Annotated in this window: 12 protein-coding genes and 4 tRNA genes; 9 read left to right on the top strand and 7 right to left on the bottom strand. The window is 45.9% G+C overall.

The genetic code is table 11. The annotated features are described in order from the left end of the window. A complete protein-coding gene (locus ACPUEY_RS10050) occupies positions 1 to 1,278 on the bottom strand; it encodes a GGDEF domain-containing protein (protein ID WP_425121974.1) in 1,278 nt (425 codons plus the stop codon). Positions 1,279 to 1,429: 151 nt separating this feature from the next. On the opposite strand from ACPUEY_RS10050, the gene pyrC reads away from it, so the two are divergent. The 9 genes from pyrC (at position 1,430) to ACPUEY_RS10005 (ending at position 6,921) form a co-directional block, all read left to right on the top strand. Next, positions 1,430 to 2,464, top strand: coding sequence for a dihydroorotase (gene pyrC, locus ACPUEY_RS10045; protein WP_092819995.1), 1,035 nt, complete (start codon positions 1,430 to 1,432; stop codon positions 2,462 to 2,464). Further along, a complete protein-coding gene (gene rnt / locus ACPUEY_RS10040; protein ID WP_092819913.1) occupies positions 2,449 to 3,108 on the top strand; it encodes a ribonuclease T in 660 nt (219 codons plus the stop codon). The genes pyrC and rnt overlap by 16 nt, the downstream gene beginning before the upstream one ends. 20 nt (positions 3,109 to 3,128) lie before the next feature. Beyond that, positions 3,129 to 3,204: transfer RNA gene (locus ACPUEY_RS10035), tRNA-Glu, on the top strand. A gap of 267 nt (positions 3,205 to 3,471) precedes the next feature. Then, positions 3,472 to 3,633, top strand: coding sequence for a hypothetical protein (locus ACPUEY_RS10030; protein WP_425121973.1), 162 nt, complete (start codon positions 3,472 to 3,474; stop codon positions 3,631 to 3,633). Positions 3,634 to 4,052: 419 nt separating this feature from the next. Next, positions 4,053 to 4,128, top strand: a tRNA-Glu gene (locus ACPUEY_RS10025). Between the two features lie 110 nt (positions 4,129 to 4,238). After that, a complete protein-coding gene (locus ACPUEY_RS10020) occupies positions 4,239 to 5,657 on the top strand; it encodes an amino acid permease (RefSeq protein ID WP_425121972.1) in 1,419 nt (472 codons plus the stop codon). 81 nt (positions 5,658 to 5,738) lie between these two features. Continuing rightward, the gene (locus tag ACPUEY_RS10015; RefSeq protein WP_425121971.1) at positions 5,739 to 6,632 is read left to right on the top strand and encodes a hypothetical protein; all 894 of its coding nucleotides are present in this window, start codon (positions 5,739 to 5,741) and stop codon (positions 6,630 to 6,632) included. A 127-nt stretch (positions 6,633 to 6,759) separates the two neighbouring features. Then, positions 6,760 to 6,835, top strand: a tRNA-Glu gene (locus ACPUEY_RS10010). A gap of 10 nt (positions 6,836 to 6,845) precedes the next feature. Further along, positions 6,846 to 6,921 (top strand) — tRNA-Glu (locus tag ACPUEY_RS10005). A 215-nt stretch (positions 6,922 to 7,136) separates the two neighbouring features. Here the strand turns inward: ACPUEY_RS10005 and ACPUEY_RS10000 are convergent. From ACPUEY_RS10000 to ACPUEY_RS09975, 6 genes are all read right to left on the bottom strand, one after another. Then, positions 7,137 to 8,381, bottom strand: a complete 1,245-nt coding sequence (locus tag ACPUEY_RS10000) for an NADH:flavin oxidoreductase/NADH oxidase family protein (protein WP_425121970.1) — start codon at positions 8,379 to 8,381, stop codon at positions 7,137 to 7,139. Between the two features lie 100 nt (positions 8,382 to 8,481). Then, positions 8,482 to 10,071 carry an ABC transporter ATP-binding protein gene (locus tag ACPUEY_RS09995; protein WP_425121968.1) on the bottom strand — a complete coding sequence of 530 codons (1,590 nt, stop codon included), beginning with the start codon at positions 10,069 to 10,071 and terminating at the stop codon, positions 8,482 to 8,484. Beyond that, positions 10,046 to 11,059 (bottom strand): ABC transporter permease, encoded by a 1,014-nt coding sequence (locus ACPUEY_RS09990; RefSeq protein WP_261182194.1) that lies wholly within the window; start codon positions 11,057 to 11,059, stop codon positions 10,046 to 10,048. Before ACPUEY_RS09990 ends, ACPUEY_RS09995 begins: the two co-directional genes overlap by 26 nt. Continuing rightward, positions 11,059 to 12,123: a microcin C ABC transporter permease YejB gene (locus ACPUEY_RS09985; RefSeq protein WP_092819919.1), complete on the bottom strand. Its 1,065-nt coding sequence runs from the start codon at positions 12,121 to 12,123 to the stop codon at positions 11,059 to 11,061. Before ACPUEY_RS09985 ends, ACPUEY_RS09990 begins: the two co-directional genes overlap by 1 nt. A gap of 39 nt (positions 12,124 to 12,162) precedes the next feature. Next, positions 12,163 to 14,001, bottom strand: a complete 1,839-nt coding sequence (locus ACPUEY_RS09980; protein WP_425121966.1) for an extracellular solute-binding protein — start codon at positions 13,999 to 14,001, stop codon at positions 12,163 to 12,165. Positions 14,002 to 14,028: 27 nt separating this feature from the next. Next, positions 14,029 to 17,301, bottom strand: a complete 3,273-nt coding sequence (locus ACPUEY_RS09975; protein ID WP_425121964.1) for a LysM peptidoglycan-binding domain-containing protein — start codon at positions 17,299 to 17,301, stop codon at positions 14,029 to 14,031. Positions 17,302 to 17,364: the final 63 nt, after the last annotated feature.

Below are 17,364 nucleotides of genomic sequence, written 5' to 3'. Positions count from 1 at the left end.
TTATGATTTGATTAATTCAGTGTCAGGAATATTTGAGCGAATAGATTGATAATAAATCTGGTTACGGCCTAAGTGCTTGGCACGATATAAAGCCTGATCAGCAATTTCCAACAACTCTTCTTTACTCAGCTCGGTCTCGCCATGATAAACAGTAATGCCCAAGCTGATGGTAATAAAATTGGAGATTAAAGATTTTTCGTGTGGAATTTCTAAACGCTCGATGGCCTTAAATATATTTGAGGCTACGGCATAAGCACCATGAGCATCCGTTTCAGGCAACAATACGACAAACTCTTCCCCGCCATAGCGCGCTACGAAATCCATATGCCGAATGGCATTTTTAATTGATTTGGCGATAGAGGAAATCACATCATCGCCTTTTTGGTGCCCATAAAAATCGTTATAGTTTTTAAAAAAATCAATATCAATAAACAGGATCGCCAAATCACTTTGTTCTTGACGGGTCTGCTCGTAAAATACGTCCATCATTTCATCGAAAGTACGACGATTCGAGATTTTGGTCAGGTCATCATGCTGACTTAAATGCAATAATTCCGAATTATGAATCCGATGCATTTTTTCACTAATTCGCGCACGCATAGTAAACAAATAAATCATTCGTTCTCGCGCAAAAATCATATGACTAATCACATAACCAAATACGCAACTGCCAAAAAGAATACGCCCCAACACCACGGCATCAAAATCAACATGAAGTAGAAAGAAAAGAATGACTGTTACTGAGGCTGCTAAAAACCCGGTCATCAGCATCTGAAATGGCTTTACTCCAGTAATAAGGGAACCCATGATATAAATCATGCACAGGATAGCCATACCTTGTTGTCGCAAGGCGACGGTTTCTACGGTCAAGGTTAACCAGGACATGGAGACCATGGCCCAAAACATAAGCACCATGGAAGCCGGAGCAAAATAGGGACGCAGTTTAGGAAAATGCGAAAAAGAAAATAAGACCAGCAAGCATAGAGCACCATTGGCCAAACCTAAGCTACAGTTCAGAAAATCATGCTTGAGATACTGTTTGTCAATTACCCAGTAATCGCTGGGTAAAATCACCAGAATAAAAATAAAATAAGATAAAACGCCACCCCACAGGTATTTTTGTACATGCTTACGGGCACGTTCCAAGTTTTTCGACCAAAATTCCTGTTCCATTTTTTTTGGAAAAACCTGTCCTACGCGTTGACTTTGCCGCGTAATCAGTTCTTCTATCTTTTCTTTATCATATTGTAATTTCGCTAGATTATACTTGGATTCCATTGCCCAGCATTTCTTATTTCTTCTAGTTACTAAAAATAACATATTTTTCTTATTTAGAATTATATATATATAACCATTTGTCTGTAATTCTCGTTACCATTTTCACACTTTATGGATTATCATCTGTTTTATTTCTTCGATTGAAATGGCCTTGAATACAATCACCCTTCTCCAGCCAGACGATTGGCATGCTCACTTACGTGACGGTTTATCTTTAAAACGCACAGTTCCAGATCTTGCCAAGCAGTTTGCTCGTGCCATCTGCATGCCTAATACTGTCCCTCCAATCAAAACAGTTGAGGAAGCACTGGCTTATCGTGAACGCATTATGGCGCATGTCCCTGAAGGTGTCGCATTTGATCCCCGGATGGTGCTTTATTTTACCGACCAGACCCAACCGAGCGAAGTCAAAAAAATTAAAGAATCCGAGCATGTGAATGCCATCAAGCTGTATCCAGCCGGTGCAACCACAAATTCAGACAATGGCGTCAGTGATATCCGTAAAGTCTATGCGGTGATTGAACAGCTTGAAGAACACCAGGTACCGTTGTTGCTTCATGGTGAAGTCACCCATAACCATGTGGATATTTTTGACCGTGAAAAACGCTTTTTAGATGAAGTGCTTTCACCGCTTCTAAAACAATTCCCTAAACTTAAATTGGTTTTAGAACACATCACCACAAGCGACGCGGCACATTTTGTACTTGAACAAGACCGCAATGTCGCTGCGACCATTACCCCACAGCATTTACTGTTCAACCGTAACGATATGCTGGTGGGTGGTATTAAACCGCATTTCTATTGTTTGCCAATTTTAAAGCGTCAAAGCCATCAGCAAACCCTGCTTGAAGTGGCGACCAGTTCTAATCCCAAGTTTTTCCTGGGAACAGACAGCGCGCCGCATTCAAAAAATGCCAAAGAAAATGCCTGTGGCTGTGCCGGTTGCTACAGTGCACCTACCGCAATTGAATTATATGCTCAGGCTTTTGATCAGGTTGGCCGACTGGACCGCCTGGAAGGTTTTGCCAGCCATTTCGGTGCTGATTTCTATGGCCTACCGCGCAACACCAATACCATTACTTTGGTCAAAGAAGAACAAGTTATTCCGGAAAGTTTAGACTATTTGGATGGCGAACAGATTATCCCATTGTATGCGGGTAAGACCATCCAATGGAGAAAAGTGTGACAGATGAAACCCCACCAGTAATTGGTCAGCGTTTCCGTGGATTTTTACCTGTTGTTGTCGATGTCGAGACAGCAGGTTTTAACTCACAGACCGATGCCTTGCTGGAAATTGCAGCAATCCCCATCATTTATAATGAAGAAGGTCAATTTGTACCTGGTGAAGCGTACCATGCACATATTAATCCTTTTGAAGGGGCGAACTTAGACCGTCGTTCCCTGGAATTTATTGGTATTGATCCATCCAACCCAATGCGTATTGCAATGGCGGAAGATGAAAAAAGTGCATTAAAACGCATTTTCAAGTCGGTCAATGAAGTTCGCCGTCAGCAAAACTGTACCCATGCAGTTTTGGTCGGCCATAATGCACATTTCGATTTGGGCTTTGTACAAGCGGCCATTGCCCGTACGGGGACTAAAAATCAAAATCCTTTTCACAGTTTTTCGGTGTTTGACACCGTGACTTTAAGTGCCGTGATGTTTGGTCAAACCGTACTGGCAAAATCCTGCATTCAGGCGGGAATCGAGTTCGATGGCAAGGAAGCACACTCTGCCTTGTATGACACCCAAAAGACTGCAGAACTGTTTTGCTATATTTTGAACAAACTCGCTCCCCATCTACTTGACACCTTGGTGGCGGATCAATAAGATACCGCCATCTTCTAAACGTCCCTATCGTCTAGAGGCCTAGGACATCGCCCTTTCACGGCGGTAACCGGGGTTCGAATCCCCGTAGGGACGCCATCTATTTTTCTCTTCTTTATTTTTACTACCGAAAACATTTTAAAATTAAAACCTTGATTCGTATATTCATATCCCGAGCCTCTTAAAAAGCCGTCATAACTTGCGGATAATCACCAAACATAATTGCTAAAATTACTCATCTGCTCATCCTGAATAATCGTTTCCAAAGCTTGATTTTTAAAGTTTAGCCTTAAGTGCTGCGACACCCTTTTTTTATGGCAATTTGCATGCTAAGTTTCCCCCATTGCAATTAATGAACCTGCTCGTATGTTGAAAAAATTTTTCCTTGTTTTAATCATTCTCCTGCCCTCTGCTTTATATTTATATATCGTCAGCAGAGATGAAGCTCCAGCCAAGGATTCATCCATTACCCCGGCAGAAGCTCCAGCGCAAGAACAGTCTGAGAAATATCAAACACCCGACTACTAATATGTGGTCTTTTTAATTTAAAACCGTCCTCAACCCAGCCTTCATCATCGAAAAGTTTGGCTGATTTAACATTCACCTAACCCATAATTAAAATAATGCTTTCAGCCTATTTTTTATCTTACACAACCCTCCCCAACCTTCACAGTATTCATCTGCCGAGGAGCCGAAGTCATCGCTAAAAAGAGCAATGGCTGCACTTTATCTCATTAAGCCATCCCTAGAGGGTGGATTGATGCAAGTTGTATCGTGCTGAAAATAAATGTGCTTTTAAAGCGATAGATCAAGTCCCGTTTAAAAAACTGCTCTTTTTATTTTAGATTTGTCATTTTTTATGCAATTAATTCAATATTTTAAAAATAACACAATTACAGGTTTGACAGCTTTATTAAAAATCCATAATATACGCATCACCTCCTCACGACCCTATCGTCTAGAGGCCTAGGACATCGCCCTTTCACGGCGGTAACCGGGGTTCGAATCCCCGTAGGGTCGCCATATATCGTGCTATACGATCATTCAAGCTTCAACACCTATCATTATTACATTGCAGATTCGTAGTTTTTCACTACAATAGTTCGCTTCATTTTTCTTTTTCTTTTTCTCTTATGCAGTCATCTCATACTCCGAATGATGCTATGCATCAGGGCAATTCTGCGCCTTTAAAACGCGCTATGAGTACTCGACACCTGGTCATGATTTCGCTAGGCGGCGCAATCGGCACGGGGTTATTTTTAGGTTCGGGTGAAGTCATTGCACAAACGGGGCCTGTAGGTGCCATCATCTCCTATGTATTAGGCGGTTTAATCGCTTATGCAGTCATGCTTTGTCTGGGCGAACTTGCGGTGCACATGCCCGAATCAGGTTCTTTTGGTACCTATGCACGCAGATATATTGGTCCAGGTACCGGTTATATGATTACCTGGTTGTACTGGCTGACCTGGACTGCCACCCTGGGAACCGAATTTACCGCCGCAGCCTTGCTGATGCAGGAATGGTTTCCGCAAATTTCAGTCTGGATCTGGACCATCGTTTTTGCAACCATTGTGTTTGGGCTCAATATGAGTTCAACCAAACTGTTTGCAGAATCTGAATTCTGGCTTTCCCTGGTCAAAGTCGTGACCGTGATTAGCTTTATTATTCTCGGCTTGTTGGCAATTTTTGGTGTGCTTTCGTTTCAGGGGAACACTTCTGCGCCTTTATTTAGCAACCTTACGGCTCAGGGCTGGTTCCCTCAAGGCTTATTTCCAATTTTCGCCACCATGCTGATTGTCAACTTCGCTTTCTCTGGCACCGAACTGATTGGTGTTGCCGCAGGTGAAACTCAGGATCCGGCTAAAAACGTACCCAAAGCGATTAATGCCGCAATCTGGCGACTGCTGATTTTCTTTGTCGGCACAATTGTGGTGATTAGCGCACTGTTGCCGCATCAGATGGCAGGCTTGGGTGCTGAAGGCGTCAGTAGCAGTCCGTTTGTAACGGTATTTACGTATATCGGTATTCCACACGCGGAAGATATCATCCGCTTTGTGATTATTACCGCGCTATTATCGGCAGCCAACTCGGGTTTATATGCCGCTTCCCGCATGATGTGGTCTTTATCTGACAAAAAACAGCTACCTGCCGTGTTCTCCAAAGTGAACCATCGTGGCATTCCTTTTGTGGCGATTATTGTCACCATGTTTGGTGCAATTCCGGGATTACTGTCAGAGCAGTTTGCACCGGAAACCATCTTCAAGAACCTGCTGGGTGTGGCTGCATTTACCATGGTGGTGGTCTGGATGAGCATTTGCTTAAGCCAGTTTAATTTCCGTCGCCAGTGGTATAAGGCCGGCCATAGCGTGGAAGAGCTGGGCTTTGCCGCACCGCTGTTCCCGATTGTACCGATTCTAGGTTTTGTGTTCTGTTTTATTACCTGTATCAGTATGGCAGCAGATCCGGAAATGCTGGCCGGCTTTATTGGCTGCCTGCTATTTATTGCGGGTTGTTATCTCAGTTATTATGTTTTCTATCGAAAGCAAAACTAACACAGAAAAGGAGTGGTCAAGTACCGCTCTTTTTTTTAAGCTCAATCAAGATAATCCCTTTGATAAAAGCTCTGACCATGTATGAAAATCATTTTTATTCACGGCATGAATCAACAAAATTATGATCAACCCTCATTAAAACAGCGTTGGCTATCTGCTTTTCAGACTGGTTTGCGTAATTCTCAGCAAAATATTGATCTTAATGCCCTGGAAATACGCTTCCCCTTTTATGGAGATTTGCTCAGCAAACATCATTTATATAACAACCTTGATCTGGAGACTTTTTTACCCAAGTCTATTCCGCATTTGCATCTTCCCTTTCATTTAAGGCATAACACTACCCTTGTCCCGGAACAGCATCCCTGTGCGAGTAGATTACCGAGTGTAAACGCCGAATGCGCCAAGTCATTCACACAGCGATTAGCCCTCATGAGCGCACTCACCAGAGATCATGCATTTAAGGAACTGGCACTATTTCTGAATCATTATCCCAAGCTGCATGAAACCTTTATCCATAAATTCCTGATTGAAACCTATTTATATTTATCTAACCCGGATTTCATGCATGAAGTCCATCACCGGATCATGTCTTATCTTCATCCCGAGCTAGATCATATTATGGTGGCGCATTCCCTCGGTTCGGTCATTACCTACAACCTGCTGCATCAATATCCGCATTTTAGAATACAGCGCTTTATTACCTTAGGCTCTCCCCTGGCTTTTAGAGTCATTCAGGAAAAACTCGTCACCCCGATTTCCAGACCACCGCAACTGCAGGGCGACTGGTTTAATTTTTATTCGCCTGATGATTTTTTGACTGCTTTCCCTTTATCCGAAGCGCCCTTCAATTTTCAGCCACCCATCATTAACCAGGCCATTACCACATCTTTTTATAATCCTCACAGCATTAGCGGTTACTTACAGCATCCAGCGGTGATCAACAGCATCATTGAGGGTTTAAGCGCAGAAAAATAGTGCTTTTCAAAATACATTTCACGCTTTTGCTTCATTTTTATTCAGTTGAATCCGTTTTTAAAAATTATCCTAGAAAAAGGTTTGACAGGGTGTCCTATCCACCCTATTATACGCCCACCTCTGAAACGTCCCTATCGTCTAGAGGCCTAGGACATCGCCCTTTCACGGCGGTAACCGGGGTTCGAATCCCCGTAGGGACGCCAATTCTTAGATGACCCTATCGTCTAGAGGCCTAGGACATCGCCCTTTCACGGCGGTAACCGGGGTTCGAATCCCCGTAGGGTCGCCATATTCGAGATAGCAATATCTCAGCAAAAAGCCTGATCATGATGAATCAGGCTTTTTTGTTTTTAAACGGATTGAATTCCTGCATCGCCTAATCTTTGCTACACAGCCAAAAAAATCATAAAAATAGAGCAGACCTGCCTTTCAGCATGCACGGAAAAAAGGATGATGGTCTGCTGCACAATTTAAATCTTCCTGGTCTAAAGCAGGCTCATCCCGTTAAGCACTACGGCGTGAATTAATCTGCCCTTTAATAATCGCGGTAATATTGTTTTTGGCATATTTAAGGAAAACTTTTATCGGAGACAGTTTTGGATTCGGACGCTTGCCTCGCGCAATATCTTTAAACTGTGCGGCATACCAGATGATTTCCATAATTGCCATTTTGTCGACCATGGGAACGCCGGTTTTAATTTTATGCACCGCATAACGTACATCCTGCCCCGCAATCAGGCGATCGGTTAAATCTGTTTCCACTGCCAATGGACGGGCAATGCCAATAAAATCGCAGGCACCACTGTCGAGTGCCGCATTCATCCCCTCTACGGTACGGAAGCCACCGGTCACCATTAAATGACACTTCACTTCTTTACGAATTTTCTCGGCAAAATCGAGGAAATAGGCTTCGCGGGCAATGGTACTGGCTTTGCGTTTTTCTGCCTTGGCTCCTGCCATGGCCGGAGCTTCATAGGTTCCGCCTGAAACTTCAATCAAGTCGATTCCTGCGGCATCTATGGCTTTAAACACCGCAACCACTTCTTCTTCGCTAATGCCGCCACGCTGGAAATCGGCCGAGTTCAGTTTTACGGAAATGATAAATTGATCCGAAGTTGCCGCACGGACAGCCTTATAAATTTCCAGCAGTAAGCGCATCCGGTTTTCTATCGAACCGCCCCATTGATCCTGGCGCTTGTTGGTCAATGGCGATAAAAACTGGCTGATCAGATAACCATGCGCGCCATGCAGCTGCACGCCTTCAAAGCCGGCTTTTTCGCAGATTTGTGCAGAAGTGGCAAAACGCTGGATAATGTCAAAAATTTCGTCTTCACGTAATTCACGCGGCGTACCAAAGGTGGTTGCCAACATCGGAGAAAAAGGCACCGCCGAAGGCGCAACAGTTTCCCTGTTTAAACCTTTGGGACACTGACGGCCAGGATGTGACAATTGCACCAGCTGCACCATGCCATATTTCTTGCCGAGCGCTGCCCATTGCTGTAGTTTGGGCAAATCACGTTCTGACTCAATCACTACCACGCCCGGTTCATTTTTGGCGCGAACATCCACCATGACATTGCCGGTAATCGCACAGCCCAAGCCACCTTTAGCCCAAGCTTCATACAGATTAAAATGCAACTGGCTTGGCTGACCTGCGTCATTTGCCAAGGCTTCACTCATCGCAGCTTTGATGATTCTGTTTTTAAAGGTGGTATGTCGAATACTTGTTGCTTCAGCAAGATGGCTCATCTCTTAATCCCGATGTATTTGTATTTATTTAGCCTTAATACCCTAAACTTATTTCGTTATCCGTCAATGACTCTTCTGACAATATGACTTGTCAGTAATTTTAAACATACTGGCTGGCTTCGATTAATTGACGGGTATATTCCGTTTGCGGATTTAAAAACAGCTGTTCAGTACCTTGAAATTCCATCACCTGTGCACGGCGCAACACCAGCACTTTCTGACACAGGGCTTTGACCACTTGCAGGTCATGGCTGATAAAAAGATAGCTGATCTGATGCTCTTGCTGCAAGCGTCTGAGCAATTTCACAATCGCGCGCTGCGTGGTACGGTCCAGCGCCGAAGTCGGCTCATCCAGTATCAGCAGTTTAGGACTCAATACCAAGGCACGTGCCAGGGCGACACGCTGACGTTGCCCACCAGACAGCTCATGCGGATAACGGCTTCGAAACGACACCGGCAATTCGACTTTTTCCAGGGCTTCATCAATCCGCTGCGATATTTCTGTCGCTGAGAATTTTTTTAGGCCCAAACCTTCACCAATAGTCTGTTCCACATTCAGGCGCGGATTCAGGCTGCTAAACGGGTCTTGAAACACGATCTGAAATTCAGCGCGTAAAGGCCGTAACTGCTTTTCATTGCACCGGTTTAAATCGGTGCCCAGCAGCACAATTTCACCGCCACTTTTAATCAAACGGCTAATGGCCAAAGCCAGCGAGCTTTTGCCTGAACCGCTTTCGCCGACAATGCCAATCGATTCACCTTGCATTAACTGCAAATCCAAGGGTTCTACCGCGACAAAGTAGTCTTTGACCCGGTTGAGTAATCCCTGCTTGATCGGGAACTTCACCGCAACCTGCTTTAGGGTCAATAAATTTTCAGCTTCTGGAATGTGCAGCGCCTCACCAAAATCATGATTAAGCAAATCACGGGTATAGGCCTGTTTCGGATGTTGAAAGATTTCCGCCACGCTACCCTGTTCTTCCACTACGCCTTTGTTCATCACAATGACCTGATCGGCATAGCGACGCACCAGATTAAGATCATGACTGATCAGGATCATCGCCATCTTGCGGCTTTGCTGCAAGGATTTAAGCAGTTTTAGAATCTGTGCCTGTAAGGTGACATCCAGCGCCGTGGTCGGCTCATCTGCTATCAGAATGTCCGGATCTAAGGCGAGTGCCATGGCGATCATCACGCGCTGCCGCTGCCCGCCGGAAAGCTCATGCGGATAACGGCGCAATTTATCTTCAGGGTTGGTAATACCAACATCTTGCAGCAATTCAATAATGCGTGCCCGGGTCTTCTGTTTGGACCAGCCTTGCAGCAACAAGGTTTCCCCAATTATTTTTTCCACCCTGTGCAAGGGATTTAAAGCCGTCATCGGTTCCTGAAAAATCATGGCTATTTTCTGGCCGCGAATTTGGCGCAGCTGTTCGGTTTTCAGTGCCAGTAGATTTTGCTGTCCCAATATGGCCTGACCTTGAATCTTTAAGGTACTGGGCAACAGCCCCAGCAAGGCCAGACTGCTAATCGACTTGCCCGAACCACTTTCACCGACTAGGGCAACAGTTTCACCGGCATGCAACTGAAAATTCAGGTCAGCTACCAGCACCTGCTCTGCTTGCCGGATATTTAAATGCTGGACAGTTAACAAGGCTTGCGGATTATTGGCGTCTTGGATCGAATGCATCGCGTGTCGCCTCCCCAATATAAATCAGTAAAGATAGGACAATGGCCAGGGTAAAGAAGCCGGACAGTGCCAGCCATGGTGAATTCAGGTTGGATTTGCCTTGTAATAACAATTCACCCAAAGAGGCTGCATCCGGAGGTAAACCGTAGCCTAAAAAGTCCAATGCGGTAAGAGCGGTGATGTTGGCGGTCAACATAAAAGGAAGCTGCGACAGGCTGGAACTCATGGCATTCGGCAAGATGTGGCGCAGCATAATGGTCCGGTCTGTAACTCCCAGGCTGCGTGCGGCACGCACATAGTCCAGATTGCGCGCCTTTAAAAATTCGGCACGCACCAGACCGACCAAAGTGGTCCAGCCGAATAACAGCATAATCAGAAACAGCCAATAGACGTTTGGGGTAAACATGCTGACCAGAATCATCACCATGAATAACATCGGCAAACCGCCCCACACTTCCAGAATACGCTGACCCAATAAATCGACCCATCCCCCGTAATAGCCCTGAATCGCGCCAACCGCGATGCCCAGCAATGCTGAAGCAAAGGTTAAGGCAAAGCCAAACAGCAGCGATACGCGCAAACCATAAAGGATACGGGCCAATACATCTCGTCCCTGGTCATCGGTTCCCAACCAGTTTTGTGCAGTCGGTGCAGAAGGTACGGGGACTGCCAGTTCCAGATTAGGCGTCTGGTAGGAATATTGAATCAGCGGCCAGATCGCCCAGCCCTTTTCATCAATCAATTGCTGCACCACCGGATCTTTATAATCGGCTTCGGTTTCAAATACCCCACCAAAAGTCGTTTCCGGATAAGACTTCAACACCGGCACATAAAGTGAATGATCGTATTTCACTAAAAGGGGTTTATCATTCGCGATCAGTTCAGAAGCCAGCGACAATGCAAAAATAATGGCAAAGATGATGAGACAAGCAAAGCCGAGTTTATTTTCCTGAAAGCGTTTCAAGCGCGCCTGCATTAATGGGGACATTATTCAGCACCTCGCGATTCAAAATTAATCCGCGGGTCAATCACCTGATATAGCACATCGCTAATCAGTCGCAGCACCAAACCGAGCAAAGTAAACAGAAACAATGTGCCAAAAATCACCGGATAATCGCGCTGTTGAATGGCCTCAAAACCGAGCAGGCCCAACCCGTCCAGATTGAAAATGATTTCAATAAACAGGTTACCAACAAAGAAAATGCCAATCAGCGCTTCCGGTAAACCGGCAATCACGATCAGCATGGCATTACGGAAGACATGACCATAGAGCACCCGTGATTCGGTGAGACCTTTGGATCGTGCCGCCAGCACATACTGTTTGTTTAATTCTTCCATAAAGGAATATTTGGTGAGATAGGTCAGTCCGGCAAAACCGCCAATCACCATAGCCAGCAAAGGCAAGGTCATATGCCAGAAATAGTCCTGGATTTTGCCCAGCCAGCTTAGGCTGTGGAAATTTTCCGACACCAAGCCTTGCAGCGGGAACCACTGAAAATAGGAACCCCCGGCAAAAAATACAATCAGTAAAACCGCAAATACAAAGGCAGGCACGGCATAACCGATCGCCAGTAACAGCGAGGTGGATTTATCGAACAGCATGCCATGCTGGCGGGCTTTTTTAATGCCCAAGGGAATCGACACCAGATAAATCAGCAAAGTGCTCCACAGGCCCAAAGATAAAGACACCGGCATTTTTTCCCACAGCAATTGCGTGACCGGCTTGTCTTTAAAAAAACTGGTCCCGAAATCGAAGCTGGCATAACTTTTCAGCATGTTCCAGAAACGGATGTGCGCAGGCTGATCAAAGCCATATTGAGCTTTAATCTTCTGCACCATTTCATCACTTAAGCCTTTCGCTCCCTGATAATTGCTTTTGGCACTGGCCGTTTCGCCACCCGTTGCACCCAGCCCCTGAAAAGCTTCTGCCTGTTGAATGGCTTGCTCAACCGGGCCACCCGGTGCAATCTGGATCACCACAAAGTTAATCAATAAAATGAAAAACAGCGTTGGAATAATCAGCAGCAGTCTTTTTAATATATATATGCCCATCGAAACAGCGTTCCTTGTGCCTGCGTTATGACTTCTTGTTTATTTTTGACGTAAATACTGAGTGACTTTTTTCGCTTGTCCGGCATCACTCCACCAGTAGTCAATGCCCGATGATAGCTTCGGTTTTACCTTGGGCTGATGATACATGTTCCAGTAGGCAAACCAGTTTTCTCCCTTACCATAGGTCGGAATCTGATAATAACCGGCACGCAGCAAACGATCCAGCACCCGGGTTCTGAGTACCAGCTGCTCACGACTCGGTGCATGAATAAGCTGCTGGACCATCGCATCAATCACAGGATTTTTAATGCCTGCATAGTTGTAGTTCCCCGGCTGATCTGCCGATGCACTGCCCCAGAACTGTGCCTGCTCATTGCCCGGATTGAGCGACTGCGGCATCACGTTGGTGGTCATGTCAAAATCCTTGGTGCGCATGCGCTCGATATACTGCGGTACATCGACATGACGGATCGCCACTTCGACGCCCAGACGTTTCATGTTGCGAATAAACGGCATCAAGGTACGCTGCAAACCATCCTGATGGATTAGAAATTCGATCCGGATCGGCTTGCCCTGGGTATCCAGCAAACGGCCATTTTTAAAGGTATAGCCGGCTTTGATGAGTAGCTGACGCGCCGTCAGCAGATTATTGCGGTTAAATCCGCTGGCATCCGACACCGGATATTTCCAATCTTTCAAAACACCCTGCCGCTGAATCGGACTCAGTCGGGCTAGATAGGGTTTTAAAATTGCCAGCTCTGCAGGGCTGGGCGTGCCTTTAGCCTCCAGTTCACTGTTGGCAAAATAGCTCTGTAAGCGTCGATACTGTCCGTAAAACAGCGCCTTGTTTTGCCATTCAAAATCGTAAGCGTAGGTGATGGCTTGTCGAAACTTGATGTCTTGAAAAGGTGTGCGGCGGCTATTAAACACAAAACTTTGTGTCGGAATCGGGTTCTGATGCTTGAATCTATATTTCACCACCATGCCTGCCTGGACGGCGGGAAAACGATATTCCGTGACCCATTTACGTGCGGTAAATTCTTCATGCAGGGTATATTGCCCCGACTTAAAACCTTCAAAGGCAATGTCCAGATTGCGGTAATAAACATATTTCAGGCGATCAAAATTATATCGGCCTTTATTGACCGGCAGGTCTTTGCCCCAGTAGTTTGGATTGCGTTTGTAGCTGATGCTGCGACCGGCATCAATCCGGTCAATCAGATAAGGCCCTGACCCCAAAATCGGCTGCATGGTGACCCGGGTGAAATCCTTCTTTTGCCAGTCTTTTTTGGAATAGATTGGCATCTGCGCCAGAATCAGTGGCATCTCTGCATTATTGGCAGAATTAAAGCTCATCTTGACCGTATATTTGGACAATGCTTCAGTTTTATCCAGATCGGCCAGATACATTTGCAGTCCAGGATTGGCCTTGGTTTGATAAGTATCAAAAGTAAATTTGACGTCTTCGGCAGTCACTGCACTGCCATCGCTAAAACGTGCTTTGGGATTGAGGTGGAAAATGACATATTGGGTCTGCTTGGGATCATAAGTCACTTTCTCGGCCAGCAAGGGATACATCACCCCCGGCTCATCCAGCGAATTCGACATCAGCGAATCAAACAGATACTCCACCCCATCGGTTGAGCTGCCTTTGCCATTCATACTGTTTAAATTGTCAAACGTGCCATTGCTGGCAGTACTTAAATAGCCGCCTTTAGGCGCTTGGGCATTGGCATAGGGCATGACCAACAAGCCAGCATATTTCGGCTGGCTATGTACCGCAATATAGGGCGTGGTCTGCACCGCAGCCCATAGCCCCTGGGTCAAAAGACTGAGCCCCCATGCAAAACCCCAATATTTCGCCCTGGCAAATGACATCTAAATGACTCCCTGTCTTTGCATTTATTATAAGTTTGGAACTTTAATCACATCACCAATTCGCAATTGTTTATTGGGTTGCATCTCATTCATTTCCGCAAGTTTTGCACTTTCCAGACCATAACGGTTGGCGAGGCCAATCAGGGTATCACCACGTTTGACTTTATATTCAACCACAGTTTTAGGAATAGCAATCTGCTGGCCGACACGTAAACCGGAACGAGGGCTAAGACCATTCATCGCTGCCAATTCAGCAACCGATACCCCTGTCCGACTGGCAATGGCGTTCAATGACTCGCCCGATTTCACGGTATACCCATCGGTGTTGTTAGATGACTTCACTGCTTTTGACATAGGCTCATCCACTTTAGCGTCCAGCTTTGGCAGATCCCCGTCAATTTTTAAACGCTGTCCAATACGGACCGTTGAATTGCGGGTCAAGCCATTCAATGCTGCCAAATAATCCCGCTGTAAATGATATTTTTTTGCAATATTGCTTAAGGTCTCGCCCGGTTTAACCACATGGCTATCACTCTTTTCAAAGCTGACTTTTTCAATTTTCGCTTCGACTTTGTTTGATGCTGCGACCGGTTCTTCACCCGTCAGTTTCAAACGCTGTCCCACACGTAAGCCAGCATTGCGGTTAATGCCGTTAATATTGGCAATATAATCCATGCCTAAATTGTATTTGGCAGAAATGGCAGACAAGCTATCCCCGGATTGCACGGTATAACTCTCCGGAACAGTTGAACTTGCAGGAATCTTCAGGGTTTGGCCTATCCGGACGCCACTGTTGCTGGATAATTTATTCAGCTGTGCCAGTTCGGTTAAGGAAATTTTCGATTTGGCTGCAATGCTCGACAGGGTATCGCCACGTTGCACCTGATAACTTTCCGTTTTATAGGCTGGCTCAATATCTACCGGATCTATTTTAACCGGACTCGCTTTTTCTTCTGGCTTGCTGTCTACTTCATGCAGTGGCACATTAATTTTTTGCCCCACCCTTAAACTACTGCCCGCAGTCAGACCGGTGGTTAAATCGGCCAGCTCCTGATTGGACAAGGCATAACGGTCAGCAATCAGTTTAAGATATTCGCCACGTTTCACCACATAAGATTTGGTTTTCACTTTAGCAGCAGATTTTGAATTATTGCTTTTGCTTTCAACAAGATCGGAATTATTTTGTGCCGTGTCTTTTAACGATAATTTTTGCCCCACACGCAAACCGCTGCTGACCGATAAGTTGTTGAAATCTGCCAGCTGTTTCACCGACAAGCCAAACTGGCTGGCCACTCCGGTCAGGCTGTCATTGGCCTGCACTACATAAGTTTCAGGCTGTGCTTTAGACTTGGCCGATGAAGAAGCTTCAGTATTTTTCTCGCTTTGTGGTTTGGCATCATATAAATAGATACTGGTTCCCACGTACAGCGGAGAGCTTGGATCTATCTGGTTCCATTTCGCGACATCGCGCCAGTTCAGGCCATTTTTCATGGCAATGACGGCTAAAGTATCGCCCTGTTGAACGGTATAGGTACTGCGTTTTCCTTTTGGCGCAACCACTACGATTTCAGTATCTGTCTTAACGTAATTTTTGCCCTGGTTACGTTTGGCTTCATCTGAATCAGGCTTGGTACTTTCCGCCACACCTTTTGGATAAGCAAAACCTTTGGTTAACTCCTTACCTTGCTGTTCAGCTACCGACAGGCTGGTTTGAATAGCCGTTAACTTGATTTTGCCGTCAAACGGATCGACAATTTCGGTGCCTTGCGGTGCAATCGCTTTAATTTCTGCTACGACTTTTTCTTGTTCAGCTTTACTGGCTACCGGTTGCAGTACCTGTTCTAGCGTTTTATTTTCACCTTCTGCTTTCACTGCTGCCATAATCTGCTCACGCTCAGCGGCAGACAATGGAGGTTCTACCGTCACAGGCTTGACATTTGCCACCTGACTCACCGCAACAGGAATACGTGGTGCACTTGGAATATCGCTATTTGCAGCAAAAGATGCCAAGGCATCAGAGCCTTGAGGCGTAGCCACACGTTTGGTACCTGAAGGCTTGGTGACTGTCACAGGATTTGCCGCAGTCACTGGCTGAGAACTTTTAGAAGTACTTGTAGAAGTACTGGCGGTTAATACTGGTGGCGCTGTTTTTGCCGGATTAATCACTTGCGTATTGAGCTCAGGCGGATTGCTTCTTTCCGGAATAAAAGGTTTTGCCGTACTTGCCCATAACGCCCCAGAACTTGGCGATAACTTTTTAAGCCGGGCATCAATAGCAGGACTTAAATCCGCAGGAATAATGATCTTCATCGGGCTTTGCTCATCAACCCAGTCTCCACGATGCCCTGGATTTAGCTGGTATAGCTCGGCGCGGCTTAAACCGGTAATGGAGGCAACTTCATTTAAGTTTACCGGCCCTACCGGAACTTCTCTAAAGTGTGGTCGGTTGGCAATCGGAGGTAAAGACACCCCATAGGCCCCAGGATTTTTAATGATTTGTGCCACTGCCAGGAAGCGTGGCACATAGTTCATGGTTTCCTGAGGCAGTTTCAGTGACCAGTAATCTGTAGGCAAACCGGCTGCCTTATTGCGGTTAATCGCCTGCTGGATCCGCCCCGGACCCGCATTGTAAGCTGCCAAGGCCAGTTCCCATGAACCAAACTGGTTATATAAGCCACCCAGGAACTCATAGGCTGCACGGGTCGATTCCACCACATCACGACGGCCATCATACAGACTGGTCTGTCTTAAACCATAAATCCGTCCGGTACTTGGAATAAACTGCCACATCCCGGCTGCTGCCGCACTACTGGTCGCAGCAGGGTCATAGGAACTTTCAATAATCGGTAATAGAGCCAGTTCCGTCGGCAAACCGCGGCGTTCCGCCTCTTTCACGGTATGATACAGATAGCGTGAAGCACGGGCACTTAAACGGTCCAGATAAGGCTGTCGGGAAATGAACCAGCCGCGCTGTGCTTCAATACGGGCATCCCAATGGCTATGATCCATCTTGAAACCGACGGTCATACGCTTCCAGACATCACCATGTTTTAAAATCAGCAGGCGATCGCCTTCTACTGCGCTCATATCTGTAGCAGACAATAAATCTTCCAATGAATCCAAGCTGTCGGCATCCAGATATCCGGATGAACCCACCATTTTCGATTTTGAGCCATGTGTCGCACTCTGGCTTGAAGAACAGCCTGACAGTCCTAATGCAGCTAAAGCTGAACCCAGTACTGTTATTTTTAAAAAATTGGGTAAGGTTGGCTGCCACAAAATCGCGGTTGGTTTATACATAAAAAAATCCAAACAACTCGTATAAAATTTATTTTTTAGATCTGCCATTGTAGTGAAGCATGG

This window comes from Acinetobacter sp. G11 (assembly GCF_049808495.1).
Lineage (GTDB): Bacteria > Pseudomonadota > Gammaproteobacteria > Pseudomonadales > Moraxellaceae > Acinetobacter > Acinetobacter kookii.
The sequence above is the reverse complement of the archived record's forward strand: the minus strand, read 5'-3'. Positions and strand labels throughout refer to the sequence as shown.

Bases quoted from the DNA above. Each gene is read 5' to 3' on its own strand.
- ACPUEY_RS09980 (WP_425121966.1), bottom strand. From the start codon at position 14,001: ATGTCATTTGCCAGGGCGAAATATTGGGGTTTTGCATGGGGGCTCAGT.
- ACPUEY_RS09995 (WP_425121968.1), bottom strand. From the start codon at position 10,071: ATGCATTCGATCCAAGACGCCAATAATCCGCAAGCCTTGTTAACTGTC.
- ACPUEY_RS10000 (WP_425121970.1), bottom strand. From the start codon at position 8,381: ATGAGCCATCTTGCTGAAGCAACAAGTATTCGACATACCACCTTTAAA.
- ACPUEY_RS09985 (WP_092819919.1), bottom strand. From the start codon at position 12,123: ATGGGCATATATATATTAAAAAGACTGCTGCTGATTATTCCAACGCTG.
- ACPUEY_RS09975 (WP_425121964.1), bottom strand. From the start codon at position 17,301: ATGTATAAACCAACCGCGATTTTGTGGCAGCCAACCTTACCCAATTTT.
- ACPUEY_RS10015 (WP_425121971.1), top strand. From the start codon at position 5,739: ATGAAAATCATTTTTATTCACGGCATGAATCAACAAAATTATGATCAA.
- ACPUEY_RS10020 (WP_425121972.1), top strand. From the start codon at position 4,239: ATGCAGTCATCTCATACTCCGAATGATGCTATGCATCAGGGCAATTCT.
- ACPUEY_RS09990 (WP_261182194.1), bottom strand. From the start codon at position 11,059: ATGTCCCCATTAATGCAGGCGCGCTTGAAACGCTTTCAGGAAAATAAA.
- rnt (WP_092819913.1), top strand. From the start codon at position 2,449: ATGGAGAAAAGTGTGACAGATGAAACCCCACCAGTAATTGGTCAGCGT.
- ACPUEY_RS10030 (WP_425121973.1), top strand. From the start codon at position 3,472: ATGTTGAAAAAATTTTTCCTTGTTTTAATCATTCTCCTGCCCTCTGCT.
- ACPUEY_RS10050 (WP_425121974.1), bottom strand. From the start codon at position 1,278: ATGGAATCCAAGTATAATCTAGCGAAATTACAATATGATAAAGAAAAG.